This is a genomic window from Pseudomonas sp. W15Feb34, from assembly GCF_023127765.1.
GTDB lineage: Bacteria > Pseudomonadota > Gammaproteobacteria > Pseudomonadales > Pseudomonadaceae > Aquipseudomonas > Aquipseudomonas synxantha_A.
The window spans coordinates 1-14,265 of record NZ_SPKN01000003.1 but is presented as its reverse complement, the minus strand read 5'-3'; the positions used below and the strand labels follow the sequence as shown (position 1 = coordinate 14,265).

At 58.6% G+C, this 14,265-nt stretch carries 13 protein-coding genes; 2 read left to right on the top strand and 11 right to left on the bottom strand.

The annotated features are described in order from the left end of the window. Window positions 1–53: 53 nt before the first annotated feature. The 11 genes from E4O97_RS00790 to E4O97_RS00740 all read right to left on the bottom strand — a co-directional run bounded on the left by E4O97_RS00790 (window position 54) and on the right by E4O97_RS00740 (window position 11,552). Entirely contained in the window at window positions 54–1,361 is a 1,308-nt protein-coding gene (locus tag E4O97_RS00790) for a CitMHS family transporter (protein WP_003187405.1), read from the bottom strand. Window positions 1,362–1,728: 367 nt separating this feature from the next. After that, the gene (locus E4O97_RS00785; protein WP_248160756.1) at window positions 1,729–3,690 is read right to left on the bottom strand and encodes a DUF4105 domain-containing protein; all 1,962 of its coding nucleotides are present in this window, start codon (window positions 3,688–3,690) and stop codon (window positions 1,729–1,731) included. Next, window positions 3,687–4,007 (bottom strand): DUF2388 domain-containing protein, encoded by a 321-nt coding sequence (locus E4O97_RS00780; protein ID WP_005783494.1) that lies wholly within the window; start codon window positions 4,005–4,007, stop codon window positions 3,687–3,689. The genes E4O97_RS00785 and E4O97_RS00780 overlap by 4 nt, the downstream gene beginning before the upstream one ends. 26 nt (window positions 4,008–4,033) lie before the next feature. Next, entirely contained in the window at window positions 4,034–4,342 is a 309-nt protein-coding gene (locus tag E4O97_RS00775; RefSeq protein ID WP_248160755.1) for a DUF2388 domain-containing protein, read from the bottom strand. A gap of 105 nt (window positions 4,343–4,447) precedes the next feature. Then, window positions 4,448–4,768, bottom strand: coding sequence for a DUF2388 domain-containing protein (locus tag E4O97_RS00770; RefSeq protein WP_032878532.1), 321 nt, complete (start codon window positions 4,766–4,768; stop codon window positions 4,448–4,450). A 328-nt stretch (window positions 4,769–5,096) separates the two neighbouring features. After that, window positions 5,097–5,312, bottom strand: a complete 216-nt coding sequence (locus E4O97_RS00765) for a DUF1127 domain-containing protein (RefSeq protein WP_005783500.1) — start codon at window positions 5,310–5,312, stop codon at window positions 5,097–5,099. 318 nt (window positions 5,313–5,630) lie between these two features. Further along, window positions 5,631–7,124, bottom strand: coding sequence for an acetyl-CoA hydrolase/transferase family protein (locus E4O97_RS00760; protein ID WP_032878531.1), 1,494 nt, complete (start codon window positions 7,122–7,124; stop codon window positions 5,631–5,633). A gap of 179 nt (window positions 7,125–7,303) precedes the next feature. Beyond that, the gene (locus tag E4O97_RS00755; protein WP_005783504.1) at window positions 7,304–8,740 is read right to left on the bottom strand and encodes an NAD(P)(+) transhydrogenase (Re/Si-specific) subunit beta; all 1,437 of its coding nucleotides are present in this window, start codon (window positions 8,738–8,740) and stop codon (window positions 7,304–7,306) included. Continuing rightward, a complete protein-coding gene (locus tag E4O97_RS00750) occupies window positions 8,740–9,063 on the bottom strand; it encodes an NAD(P) transhydrogenase subunit alpha (RefSeq protein ID WP_005783507.1) in 324 nt (107 codons plus the stop codon). Before E4O97_RS00750 ends, E4O97_RS00755 begins: the two co-directional genes overlap by 1 nt. 15 nt (window positions 9,064–9,078) lie before the next feature. Beyond that, window positions 9,079–10,200: a Re/Si-specific NAD(P)(+) transhydrogenase subunit alpha gene (locus E4O97_RS00745; RefSeq protein ID WP_005783509.1), complete on the bottom strand. Its 1,122-nt coding sequence runs from the start codon at window positions 10,198–10,200 to the stop codon at window positions 9,079–9,081. A 452-nt stretch (window positions 10,201–10,652) separates the two neighbouring features. Then, window positions 10,653–11,552: a LysR family transcriptional regulator gene (locus tag E4O97_RS00740; protein WP_005783510.1), complete on the bottom strand. Its 900-nt coding sequence runs from the start codon at window positions 11,550–11,552 to the stop codon at window positions 10,653–10,655. Window positions 11,553–11,708: 156 nt separating this feature from the next. Between E4O97_RS00740 and E4O97_RS00735 the strand changes: the two genes are divergently transcribed. Further along, the gene (locus tag E4O97_RS00735) at window positions 11,709–12,890 is read left to right on the top strand and encodes an acyl-CoA dehydrogenase (RefSeq protein WP_005783512.1); all 1,182 of its coding nucleotides are present in this window, start codon (window positions 11,709–11,711) and stop codon (window positions 12,888–12,890) included. Window positions 12,891–12,903: 13 nt separating this feature from the next. Beyond that, window positions 12,904–14,124, top strand: a complete 1,221-nt coding sequence (locus E4O97_RS00730) for a CaiB/BaiF CoA-transferase family protein (RefSeq protein ID WP_032878530.1) — start codon at window positions 12,904–12,906, stop codon at window positions 14,122–14,124. Window positions 14,125–14,265: the final 141 nt, after the last annotated feature.

The window sequence follows — 14,265 nt, the reverse complement described above, 5'->3', positions numbered from 1 at the left end:
TGAGCAAGTGTTAAACCGCGCAAGCTGTAGCGCCGCGCGGTGAGTCAGTACGATTATAGAGTGCTGAACAGCGGAAAAATCCCCATCAGCAATGCGGCGAACATTATGCACAGGCATACCAGCACTGCCCACTTCAAGGTGAAGCGTTGGTGGTCGCCGAACTCAATACCCGCCAGCGCCACCAGCAAGTAAGTCGAGGGTACCAGCGGGCTGAGCAGGTGCACGGGTTGCCCGACGATCGACGCACGGGCCATTTCTACCGCGGTGATGCCGTAGTGACTGGCCGCTTCGGCCAATACTGGCAGTACGCCGTAATAGAACGCATCGTTGGACATGAAGAAGGTGAACGGCATGCTCACCAGCGCAGTGATCACTGCCAGGTACGGGCCCATGGCTTCCGGGATGACCGCCAGCAGGCTTTTTGACATGGCGTCGACCATGCCGGTGCCCGACAGGATGCCTGTGAAGATCCCGGCGGCGAAGATCAATCCGACGACCGCCAAGACGCTGCCGGCGTGGGCCGCGACGCGGTCTTTCTGCTGTTGCAGGCACGGGTAGTTGACGATCATCGCGATACTGAACGCCACCATAAACAGCACCGGCAGCGGCAACAGGCCGGCAATCAGGGTGCACATCAGGGCCAGGGTGAGGGCGCCGTTGAACCAGATCAGTTTCGGGCGGCGGGCGTCGGGGAATTGCGACACGCTGATTTCGCTGTGGTCGATCTCGTCGCCCTGCAGGTGCAGTTCACCCAGGCGTGCGCGCTCACGCTTGCCGTACATGTAGGCAATTACCAGGATCGCCACGACGCCAGCGGCCATGGCCGGAATCATCGGTACGAAGATGTCGGACGGATCAACATGCAACGCACTGGCCGCACGAGCCGTCGGGCCACCCCAGGGTGTCATGTTCATTACACCGCCGGCGAGAATGATCAGACCGGCCATGATCCGCGGGCTCATGCCTATGCGCTGGTACAGCGGCAGCATGGCGGCGACGCAGATCATGTAGGTGGTGGCGCCATCACCGTCCAGGGATACCACCAAAGCCAGCACGGCAGTGCCGACCGAGACTTTCAGCGGGTCGCCCTTGACCATCTTGAGGATCTTGCGCACGGCCGGGTCGAACAGGCCGGAGTCGATCATCAAGGCAAAGTAGAGGATGGCGAACATCAGCATCACGCCAGTTGGCGCGAGCTTGGTGATGCCTTCGAGCATCATTGGGCCGATCTTCGGCGCGAAACCGCCGAACAGTGCAAACAGGATGGGCACGATGATCAAGGCGATCAGCGCAGACAGGCGCTTGGTCATGATCAGGAACATGAACGTGATGACCATGGCAAAGCCAAGGAAAGTCAGCATAGGAATACTCCAGGCGTAGCGCGGCTAGGGAATGGCGAACCGGGTGAGGGTCAGCGCAGAACGAAAGGCACGAGGCGTACGGGTGGAGTGGGTGCGAACAGGCGGGTACGAGCGGACATCGGGAATCACCATTGTTGTTGTTTACAGCCGGTCTGTTGCCGGCAGTTGGGGCGATCCTAGACGGGTAAGCTTTCAGCCAGCTTTCGCTGGAGAAACTGGTGACACACGGTTTTAAGGCTCATGCAGATAAAAATATGGGAGGGGGCTTGCTCCCGATAGCTGGAGTTCAGTCAATATTTCCAGTGACTGATACACCGCTATCGGGAGCAAGCCCCCTCCCACAATTTGATTGTGTACCGCTATGTTTTTAGGGCAGTTCGAGGCCGCCGGCCGCTTTATGCAGCGCACGCAGATGCTCACCCAACTGCTTGAGGTTGGCCTCACAGGCCGCAATCTCGGCAGCGCGGGCCGGATCGAGCAGCGCCCTCACCTCTTTATCCAGCTCGCCGGTCAATGATTGCAACTGCTTCTGACGTTCGGCGCTCTCCGACTCCAGGCGCTTGGCTTCCGAAGGTTGCGGTAGGCCATAGCCGCCACTGTCGAGCAACTCGGCCGGGCGACTGAGAAAGCCACTGTTGGCGAGGATCTGTTGCAGCGTGTTGTTGGCTTTCTCCATGCCGCCATTTTTCAGCTCGCGGGCATTGAGATAGCGCTGTTTGACTTCGTCCTGAGCGAGCATCAGTTGCTTGCGATAGCTGGCTTGTTCAAGCAACAACAATGCAGCGCTGGTACGCAGGTCGGCCTGGCTGAACCACTGGCGGCGCGCTTGCGCATCCAGGGCCAGCCAGTCTTCGACCTGGGTCTGCTTGATCGGCAGGCGCTTGCGCAGTACATCGAACATCGCCTGGTAGCGTTCGCGGAATGAGTCGAAGTGGTACCCCAGGCGCAACGCCTCACGCTTGTCATTCAATACGCTGGTATCGGCCAGGCCACGTGCGCTGAGCACTTGCAGCAAACCGTTGGGGGTGATGTTGTCCAGGCCGGTCAGTTGCGGGTTGGCACTGCCACTGCGTAACAGTTTCAGGCTTTCAACCGCACAGTTGTTGGAGATAAAGAAATAGTTGCCGTCATAGCTCCAGTGCATTTCAGCCGCATGCTCGACGGTGTCGTTGATTTCCTGGCGGTTGAGCTTCAGCGGTACCGACGCCAGGCCTCGTAATTCGGTCTTGGTGTATTCATCGATGACCTGGGCCAGCGGCAATACGAACAATCGCGACGGGTACTTGCCCACCAGGCCATCCCAGCTCGACAGCTGTACGTCACCGACGAAGGCGCGGTAGGACAGCACCAGGTGGCGGTCCAGATCCAGCCGACAGTCAGGGCCACGCGGGCGACCTGGCGCGCAGATCACCAGCCGCAGCATGCTATGGCCCCAGCGGCTCACCAGATTCTGGTTGGCTTCGGCGAGCAGGTAGTCGATTTCATACACCCGCTCCGGGTCTATTTGCCCCAGTGGCGTCTTGGCGAAGTCATTGCCGGCGTTCAGGAACGGGTATGTCTTGGCACAGGGTTGCTGTTCGGGCGGCGTCCAGCCGAAATGTTCCTTGTAATAGCGGAACAGCGCGGGGCGTCGGCAGGCGTAGCTGGGGTCGAGGAGGAAGTACTCCATGTTGACCGCCACGAACTCCAACGGGCTGGTGGTTTCGTAGATGTCCGGGCTGCGCACCACCTGATTGTTATGCTGTTCACGCTCGCCGCGGCGGCCGACATATTGTGGCCAGCCGGCGAGGTCCAGCAGGCGGGGATCATCACTGAGAGTGAAGCGCCGGTCGTTCTGGCCACGGCATTGATCGGGCAGGCCGATCAAGCCGGTAATGTTGTTCTGGCGACTGCAACGCTGGATCAGTGCGCGCTCGTCTTTGGGCCACAGGCGTGCGCGGTCATAGATGTGGGTCAGTTCATGCAGCACCGTGGCGAGCAATTCCTGGCGCACTGTGCCGTGGGGGCGATTGGTTTTGAGGGCGGCGGCGCTGCCGTCGGTCAGGCTGGCGAGCAGGTTTTGATTAAGGTCCAGCTCGGACACCAGGGACGCCTGGCCATAGGCATTTTCAGGCATCTTGTCGGTCCAGCCGACATCAATCCGCCGATCCAATTGCTCGACAAAACGTGGCGGCAAGGCGCGCAGCGCTTCATCGAGCAATGCCTGGCTGGCCTGCTGTTCGGCCGGGCTCAAACCATCGGTTTTGAGCCGCAGTTGCAGGCTGGCCTGGGCTGTACTTGCACACAACAGCACAACCCCGGCCAGGAGCCAGGTTTTGATGCGCCTCACAGAGCGAGGATAGCTTCGGCGAGGGTCTGGTCGCTGGCATCACGGGCTTCTGGCACGCGGGTGCGAAGGGTATCGAACGCAGCTTCAAGCTGGGCACCACGGATCTCTCCATTCGTGGCTACGAAGCTGGCGGCGTCGTCGTGGGCTTCGCGCACGATTTTGGAGTCGCGGATGGACGTGGTGGTGTCTGAGGTGAAATCAATGGTGCGCGCCGACGCACGCACGATGATGTTGCTGGTGGCCTTCAAGGTTTGCGCCTGGGCGACATCGACCAAAAACAGCAGGCCGAGGGCGGCGACGATCAACGGGCTACGCATCGAGTGACTCCGAAATACAAAGATAACTATTGGACGAGAATTGCTTGCGCCAGTTCAAGGTCGCTCGCATGAAGTTTTGGCCGACTGTGGCGCAGATAATCCAGCGCGGACTCCAGGCGTGCGCCCCGCCATTGGCCGTCAGTGGCAATGAAAGCGGCAGCATCATCCTGAGCGGCCATCACCAACTTGTTGTCGAACGGCGCAGAGGTCACCTTGCCGGTGGCATACACGCTGACAACGGTGCTCTGGGTGGACACATCCATGGCCATAGCCCAGGGTGACCAGCAGGCGCAAAACATTACGGGAACGATCAACAGGCGGTATGAAAAAGCCATGGGACTCGACAACTGAAAACGAGCGCCAAGGCTAGCGCAATGGCCAGGCGAGGGCCAGCGCCGAGGCATTCGGGAGCGGCAGGCGCTCCCGTCTGTTGCCGCAGATCAGATCGCCAGGATTGCCTGTGCCAGCTGTGCATCGGTAGCGATGGCCAGTTGCGGCGCTTGCTGGCGGATGTGGGCCAGGGCGCTTTCCAGTTTCACGCCACGGATAGCGCCTTCGCTGGCGACAAAGCTGGCTGCGTCATCACGGGCGGCCTGTACGACCTTATTGTCGCGCAGGGAGGAGGTCGCATCGGAGGTGGCGTCGGAAGTGGCTTTCAGGGCACCAACGATCGAGTCGGTGGTCATGATGAAGCTGCTCGCGTTAGCGTTGGCGGCCAGGGTCAGCACAGCGGCGGTGCACAGCAGGCGAAGGCGGGACATGGGGTAACTCCTGTAGACGAAATAAGGTGGCGCGACGCGGCCACAGTGAGACGGACTGGGACTGTTGAGCATCAGACGCTCGCTCTACAGGGTTCGCCACGTGGTGAGTGGATATTAGGCTTGGACCGGTGCAACAGGAAGCCTGTAATTTAACTGTGCTGGTTAATAATGATTTTATTAGAACTGTACCTGTAGATAGAAATCCTACCGATTCAATGCCCTTTCGCAGAAACAGCAAAGCCCGCCTCCGGTTACCCGGGGCGGGCTTTGCTTTAAAAAATCAGAGTGCTGGCGGTGGACCCGGTGGGTCAGGGCCAGCGGGCGCTGCTTAGCGCCAGAACGGCTTGCTCAGCTCTTCGTAGCGTTGAGCTTCGCTGATACCGGCGTCAGCCAGCAGACGCGAATCCAGGCGAGCCAATTGGTGGCGGCTGGAGATGCGGCGCTGCCACAACATCAGGTTGGCGAGAACGCGCAAAGGCAGGGAAGCGTTGGTGTTTACAGCTTTCTCTTCGAAGAACAGTTCGGAACTGAGTGTACGTTCCATGATGACATCCTTCCGCTTGTGGCGGGATTAGGTAGTGGTTTAACTGATGCCAATGATCCTCCTCCGGCGCAAGACTCTCTAGATACAGTTCACCTGTATTGTGAGGGGCCAGTTAACTGTTTAATACGGCTGTACGGTACGGAAATGGGGCAACTGTACCTGTGCGCACCTAAAAGGTGCGAAATGGGTGTTTTCAAGATGAGTTGTGGGATATTTAAGTAGGAAATGAGCGGTACAGTAGTACAGTTTTTTGCATAGACACTGGCTAGGCTGCCGAGCTGATGAAACTGTAGTTGCATCAGCTCGGATCTGTATTCATCAAGCCTTGAGCATATGCCCGGTTTCTTCCAGGTTGATGTGCCAACTCAGTGCCTGGCGCAGGATATGCGGCGTGTGCCCACCGATGGCGCAGGCGGCTTCGAAGTAAGTATTGAGCGCGTCGCGGTAGGCCGGATGCACACAGTTGTCGATGATCACCCGCGCACGCTCCCGCGGTGCCAGGCCGCGCAGATCGGCCAAGCCCACTTCGGTGACGAGGATGTCCACGTCATGTTCGGTGTGGTCCACATGGCTGACCATCGGCACCACGCTGGAAATCGCGCCCCCCTTGGCAATCGATTTGGTGACAAAGATTGCCAGGTGCGCGTTGCGCGCGAAGTCCCCGGAGCCGCCAATGCCATTCATCATCCGCGTGCCGCAGACGTGGGTGGAGTTGACGTTGCCGTAGATATCGAACTCCAGCGCGGTGTTGATACCGATGATGCCCAGGCGGCGCACCACTTCAGGATGGTTGGAGATTTCCTGTGGGCGCAGTACCAGCTTGTCTTTGTAGTGCTCCAGGTTGCCGAAAACGTCGGCATTGCGGCGCTCCGACAAGGTAATCGAGCTGCCGGATGCGAAGCTCAGCTTACCGGCGTCGATCAGGTCGAAGGTCGAATCCTGCAGCACTTCCGAGTACATCGTCAGATCTTCGAAGGGCGAATCGATCAAGCCACACATCACCGCGTTGGCAATGTTGCCGATCCCGGCTTGCAGCGGGCCGAGTTTGTTGGTCATGCGTCCGGCATCAACTTCCTGCTTGAGGAAGTTGATCAGGTGGTTGGCGATGCCTTGAGTGTCACCGTCAGGCGGCGTCACGGTTGAGGCAGAGTCGGCCTGGTTAGTGACCACGATAGCGACGATTTTCTCTGGCGGGATCGGAATCGCAGTGCTGCCAATGCGGTCGTCGACCTTCACCAGCGGGATAGGCGTGCGCGTCGGCCGGTAGGTCGGGATATAGATGTCATGCAGCCCTTCCAGGTTCGGATTGTGCGCGAGGTTGATCTCGACGATCACGTGCTTGGCAAAAATTGCGAAGCTGGCTGAGTTGCCTACGGACGTGGTGGGCACGATGTGCCCTTGTTCAGTGATGGCGACCGCTTCGATTACCGCAATGTCCGGCAACTTGAGCTGGTTGTTGCGCAGTTGCTCGACGGTTTCCGATAGGTGCTGGTCAATAAACATCACCTCGCCAGCATTGATCGCTTTGCGTAGCGTGCTGTCGACTTGAAACGGCATGCGTCGCGACAGTACGCCAGCTTCAGTCAGTTGCTTGTCCAGGTCGTTGCCCAGGCTGGCGCCGGTCATCAGGGTGATTTTGAGGGGCGAAGTCTTGGCGCGTTCGGCCAGGGCGTGGGGGACGGCCTTGGCTTCACCGGCGCGGGTGAAGCCGCTCATGCCGACGGTCATGCCGTCCTCGATCAGTGCAGCGGCGTCTGCCGCGCTCATGACCTTGTTCAACAACGAAGGCAAGCGGATACGATCACGGTACATGAATTGTTATCTCAGGCTACGGAAGCAAGGTGGGCAGTGTAGTGATTTCAAAAAGTTTCGGCCCGCTACCATGGTCGAATGCCAGGTGGCGATTTAGAGCCTTTGGTCGGGTTTCATCCGCTAATAAAAAACCCCAGCCTACGTGAGGCCAGGGTTTCGGGTATTGCGCTGGCGCAGTGTTATTCGACGGCTTTGACCATATCTTCGATGACCTTCTTGGCATCACCGAAGACCATCATGGTCTTGTCCAGGTAGAACAACTCGTTATCCAGGCCTGCATAGCCGCTGGCCATCGAGCGCTTGTTGACGATGATGGTCTTGGCCTTGAACGCCTCGAGGATCGGCATACCGGCAATCGGTGAGTTCGGATCGTTCTTGGCCGCCGGGTTGACCACATCGTTGGCGCCCAACACCAGCACCACGTCAGCCTGGCCGAACTCAGAGTTGATGTCTTCCATCTCGAACACCTGGTCGTAAGGCACTTCGGCCTCGGCCAGCAGCACGTTCATATGCCCAGGCATACGGCCCGCCACCGGGTGGATCGCGTACTTCACGGTGACGCCGCGATGGGTGAGCTTCTCGGTCAGCTCTTTAAGCGCGTGTTGTGCCCGTGCGACAGCCAAGCCATAGCCCGGCACGATGATGACCGTGTCGGCGTTGGTCAGCAGGAAGGTAGCGTCGTCGGCCGAGCCGGACTTCACCGGCCGAGCTTCTTTCGAGCCAGCTGCTGCACCGGCGTCTGGCGTATTGCCGAAACCGCCCAGCAGTACATTAAAGAAGGAGCGGTTCATCGCCTTGCACATGATGTAAGACAGGATCGCGCCGCTGGAGCCGACCAGGGAGCCGGCGATGATCAGCATCGAGTTGTTCAGCGAGAAACCAATGCCCGCCGCTGCCCAGCCGGAATAACTGTTGAGCATCGATACCACTACCGGCATGTCGGCGCCGCCGATCGGGATGATGATCAGCACGCCCAGCACGAAGGCCAGCGCCAGCATCAGCGCGAACGCAGTGAGGTTGCCGGTGAACATGAACGCCAGGCCCAGGCCCAGGGTTGCCAAGCCGAGCACAAGGTTCAGCTTGTGTTGCCCACCAAACTGTACCGGTGCGCCTTGGAACAGGCGGAACTTGTACTTACCCGACAGCTTGCCGAATGCGATCACCGAGCCGGAGAAGGTGATAGCACCGATGGCGGCACCGAGGAACAGCTCCAGGCGGTTACCGGCCGGGATCGAATCGCCCAAGTGTTTGACGATACCCAAGGATTGCGGCTCGACGACCGCTGCAATCGCGATAAACACCGCTGCCAGGCCGATCATGCTATGCATGAACGCCACCAGCTCCGGCATCTTGGTCATTTCTACGCGTTTGGCCATGATCGAGCCGGCCGTGCCGCCGACCAGCAGGCCGACGATGACGTAGCCGATACCGGCGGTGGCCAGCTCCGCGCCGAGCTTATAGATCAGGCCTACGGTGGTCAGCACCGCCAGTGCCATGCCGAGCATGCCGAACAGGTTGCCGCGTCGGGAGGTGGTGGGGTGCGACAGGCCTTTGAGGGCCTGGATGAAGCAGATCGACGCGATCAGGTAGAGCGTCGTCACCAGATTCATGCTCATTACTTCTGCACCTCTTCTTTCACAGCTTTGGGCGCTTTCTTCTTGAACATCTCAAGCATCCTACGCGTAACCAGGAAACCGCCGAACACGTTAACCGCAGCCAAAGCTACCGCCAGGGTGCCCATCGTCTTGCCCAACGGCGTCACGGTGAGGGCGGCGGCCAGCATGGCGCCCACAATCACGATCGCGGAAATCGCGTTTGTCACTGCCATTAATGGCGTATGCAGCGCGGGGGTAACGTTCCAGACCACGTGGTAACCGACATAAATCGCCAGCACAAAGATGATCAGGTTGTAGATACCGGGGGAGATAAGCTCTTCCATCGTCTGAATCCCTGCTTAGGCGTTTTTGCGGATGACTTGGCCGTCGCGGCACATCAGGCACGCGGCGACGATGTCGTCTTCGAGGTTGATTTCAAACTGCCCTTCCTTGGTGAAGACCAGCTTCAGGAAGTCCAGCAGGTTGCGCGCGTACAAGGCCGAGGCATCTGCGGCGACAGCGCCTGCCAGGTTGGTCGGGCCGCAGATGATCACACCGTTTTCCACCACGACTTGGTCAGCGACGGTCAACGGGCAGTTGCCGCCCTGAGCTGCGGCGAGGTCGATGACCACCGAGCCGGGTTTCATCTGCGCGACGGTATCGGCGCTAAGCAGGGTAGGTGCCTTGCGGCCTGGAATCAGTGCGGTGGTGATGACGATGTCGGCCTGCTTCGCGCGTTCGTGCACGGCCAGGGCCTGGCGCTGCATCCAGCTGGTGGGCATCGGGCGCGCGTAGCCGCCGACACCGACGGCGCATTCACGCTCTTCATCGGTTTCGTAGGGCACGTCGACGAACTTGGCGCCCAGGGATTCGATTTGCTCTTTTACCGCCGGACGGACGTCGGACGCTTCGATGACCGCGCCCAGGCGTTTTGCCGTGGCGATAGCTTGCAGGCCCGCGACACCGGCGCCGAGGATCAACACGCGCGCAGCTTTCACAGTGCCGGCGGCGGTCATCAGCATCGGCATGAAGCGCGGGTAGTGATGAGCGGCCAGCAACACAGCCTTGTAACCGGCGATATTGGCTTGCGAAGACAGCACGTCGAGGCTTTGGGCCCGTGAAGTGCGTGGCGCGGCTTCGAGGGCGAAGGCGGTGATGCCGCATTCGGCAAGCTTGGCGATGGTTTCGTTGCTGAACGGATTGAGCATGCCCACCAATACGGTGCCGCTTTTGATCAGCGCCAGTTCGCTGTCGCTGGGGGCAACCACCTTGAGGATCAGCTCGGCGCCGAACGCATCGCTGGCACTGCCAATGGTTGCGCCTGCCGTTTCATAAGCACTGTCGACGATGCTGGCGTTGATGCCTGCACCGCTTTGTACAGTGACCTTATGGCCCTGGCCGATCAGCTTCTTGATGGTTTCCGGGGTGGCAGCCACCCGCGTTTCACCGGTCTGGGTTTCGAGAGGAACACCAATGTGCACGTCAAATCTCCTGCATGATCTTTTTGCTTTTGATCTTTTTGTAAAAAGGCCAGTGCACCGCGAGTGGCGCAACTGGGGCGACCGATCAGCACGATCCCGCTGAAATGACAGCGGGGCGCGGCATTTTGCAGGCGAACTTTACGGCCTTCAAGAGATTATGACGGGTGACGAAAAATTAACTACAAGTCACCCTGTGACTGATTGTCGCAACCGCCTTGAATAACCTCTTTAAATACAAGTCTTTAAAGGCTCAAGGGCATTTACTCGATGTTTTCCAATCGCCGATGTGAATGGTCGCTTATAGGCTGGTATTAGTCGCTACAAGCCCTGTAGATCATGGCTTTGAGCCTTGTTTTTGCTCAACCGGTACAGACTGTCTAAATGCGACATATACGTATATCTGTAGGATTCAAATTAACCTGACTACAGGGTCAACAAGGCGGCTTTATCCTTTAAATGCCGGGGTTGTAGCGCTTTGATTGTTCAATCAGCCAGTCCTTGAATGCGTGTAGGGAGGCCGATTCTACTTTTTTATCGGGAATCATGAGGTAGTACGCCTTTTCGCTGCTTAGCGTTTCGGTGCTCGCAATCACCAGTCGCTGCTCCTTCAGCTCGCGCTGGATGAGGAAGGGAGGTATCAGTGCGATGCCCATGTCATGCATAGCCGCTTGGGACAACATCGAGAATAGCTCGTATCGAGGGCCTGTCATGTCGCGAGGCAGACTCAGCTGTTGCGCGTTGAACCACTGACGCCAGGCATAGGGGCGTGTTGTCTGCTGTAGCAGCGGTAATTCGGCGATCTCTTGAGGAGTTAAGTGCGCGCGGCCTCCAAGTAAGTGTGGACTGCACACCGGGACAGGGTTTTCTCCCATCAGCCGGTGTGACTCTGTGCCGGACCAATCGGCATCGCCGAAGTAGATCGCGGCGTCGAACGCGGTGTCGGCGAACAGGAACGGGCGTGTCCGATTGGTCAGATTCACGGTCACCTCCGGGTGCCGGTCCTGAAAGTCCTTGAGGCGTGGAATCAGCCATTGCGTGCCGAAGGTCGGTACCACCGCCAACTCGATGGCGTTGGTGCCCTGCTGACCCATGACCGAGAGGGTGTCGCGCTCTACGGCGTCCAGCTGTGTAGCAACTCTGCGGCTGTAAGAGAGGCCTGCCTCTGTCAGCTTCACCCCGCGACGCGAGCGGCGAAACAGTTCGACACTTAAAAACTCCTCAAGGCTGGCGATCTGTCGACAGATGGCGCCTTGGGTGATGGAAAGCTCCTGTGCCGCCTTGGTGAAGCTTTCGTGACGGGCTGCCGCTTCGAAGCTGATAAGCGCGGTGGTGCTAGGGATTTTTCTGCGCATGTACGTTGCCCTCACAGATAAGGCGCATTTATGGGCTTTTCGAGTGTTACGGAGTGAGAAATTAGCACAACCCTATGCAGAAACCTCGTTTGCCCTCTGCGCGTGGCCGGCCTAGTCTGAATCACGACTTCCGTTTTTATCCGCGAGGACTTATTCATGGCTGGCAAGGCAAGCTTCAACTGGATCGATCCACTGCTGCTGGATCAACAGCTCACCGAAGAGGAGCGCATGGTGCGTGACAGTGCCGAGCAGTTTGCTCAGGACAAGCTGGCCCCTCGCGTGCTCGAAGCCTTCCGTCATGAAAAGACTGATCCCGCTATCTTCCGTGAGATGGGAGAAACCGGTTTGCTGGGGGCGATGATTCCCGAGCAGTACGGTGGCAGCGGCTTGAACTACGTCAGCTACGGGCTGATTGCGCGTGAGGTGGAGCGTGTCGACTCCGGCTATCGTTCGATGATGAGTGTTCAGTCGTCACTGGTCATGGTGCCGATCAATGAGTTCGGCACCGAGGCGCAAAAACAAAAATACCTGCCGAAATTGGCGTCCGGCGAATGGATTGGCTGTTTCGGGCTCACCGAACCCAACCATGGTTCTGATCCGGGCGCGATGATTACCCGTGCGCGAAAGGTAGATGGCGGCTACAGCCTGACCGGCGCGAAGATGTGGATCACCAACAGCCCGATAGCCGACGTGTTTGTGGTGTGGGGCAAAGATGATGCAGGCGATATCCGTGGTTTCGTCCTGGAAAAAGGTTGGAAGGGCCTTAGCGCCCCGGCGATTCACGGCAAGGTCGGCTTGCGAGCGTCCATTACCGGCGAAATTGTCATGGATAACGTGTTTGTGCCGGACGAGAACATTTTTCCGGATGTGCGTGGCTTGAAGGGGCCTTTTACTTGCCTGAATTCGGCGCGCTACGGTATCTCCTGGGGGGCGTTGGGGGCTGCTGAGTTCTGCTGGCATACCGCGCGCCAGTACACCCTGGATCGTCAGCAGTTTGGTCGGCCATTGGCTGCAACGCAGTTGATCCAGAAGAAGCTGGCCGATATGCAGACCGAGATCACCTTGGCTCTGCAAGGTTGCCTGCGTCTGGGGCGGATGAAAGACGAGGGGACCGCAGCGGTCGAGATTACATCGATCATGAAGCGTAACTCGTGTGGCAAGTCCCTGGACATCGCCCGCATGGCCCGCGATATGTTGGGCGGCAACGGCATCTCCGACGAATTCGGGGTGGCGCGCCACCTGGTCAACCTCGAAGTGGTCAATACCTATGAGGGAACCCACGACGTGCATGCCTTGATTCTTGGGCGCGCACAGACCGGTCTTCAGGCGTTCTATTAATAGGAGCACGGACATGGGCGCGCTTTCCCACCTGCGGGTACTGGATTTATCGCGTGTACTGGCGGGCCCTTGGTCCGGGCAGATTCTTGCGGACCTTGGGGCCGAGGTGATCAAGGTCGAAAGGCCAGGCAGCGGTGATGACACGCGCGCCTGGGGGCCGCCCTTCCTCAAGGACGCATACGGCGAAAATACCAGTGAGGCGGCGTACTATCTGTCCGCCAACCGAAATAAAGAATCGGTGACCATCGACTTCACTAAGCCTGAAGGGCAGAAACTGGTGCGTGATCTGGCGGCCAAGTCAGACATCCTGATCGAGAACTTCAAAGTGGGTGGTCTGGCGGCTTATGGGCTGGATTACGAGTCGCTCAAGGAGATAAATCCTGAGTTGATCTACTGCTCGATCACGGGCTTTGGGCAGACGGGGCCTTATGCCGCGCGTGCCGGCTACGACTTCATGATTCAAGGGCTGGGTGGGTTGATGAGCCTGACCGGCCGGCCTGAAGGTGATGAGGGCGCAGGGCCGGTGAAAGTCGGTGTGGCATTGACCGATATTCTCACGGGACTCTATTCGACCGTCGCGATCCTGGCAGCGTTGGCTCACCGCGATCATGATGGCGGTGGGCAACATATCGATATGGCGCTGCTGGATGTGCAGGTGGCTTGCCTGGCTAATCAGGCGATGAATTACCTGACCACCGGAGTCTCGCCAAAACGCCTGGGCAATGCGCATCCGAACATCGTGCCGTATCAGGACTTTCCTACGGCTGATGGTGATTTCATCCTGACGGTGGGTAATGACGGCCAGTTCCGCAAGTTCGCTGAAGTTGCTGGGCAGCCGCAATGGGGGGATGACCCGCGTTTCGCCACTAACCAGGCGCGAGTGGCCAACCGTGCTGCGCTGATTCCGTTGATCCGCCAGGCGACTGTCTTCAAGACAACGGCTGAGTGGGTGTCGCAATTGGAGCGAGTGGGCGTGCCGTGTGGACCGATCAATGATCTGGCGCAAGTTTTTTCCGATCCTCAGGTCCAGGCGCGCGGCCTGGCGATGGAGCTTCCCCATGCGCTGGCGGGGATGGTGCCTCAGGTTGCCAGCCCGATACGCTTGTCCAAGACGCCAGTGGAATATCGAAATGCACCACCTCTCCTGGGGGAGCACACGCTTCAGGTGCTGCAGGGGATTTTGGGGTTAGGGGCAGCTAATGTGGCTGCGTTGAAGGAGGCGGGCATCGTCTGAATGATTCCTTCTATATAGAGGGCACTCATGGCGTTCCTATAAGTGGTGGTGGTTTTTTAATCAATTCTAACTAATTGATAGAAAAGCAGAATTAAGAGTTGACGGCAGATTCTGGAAGCCTATAATTCGCCCCACTTCCGG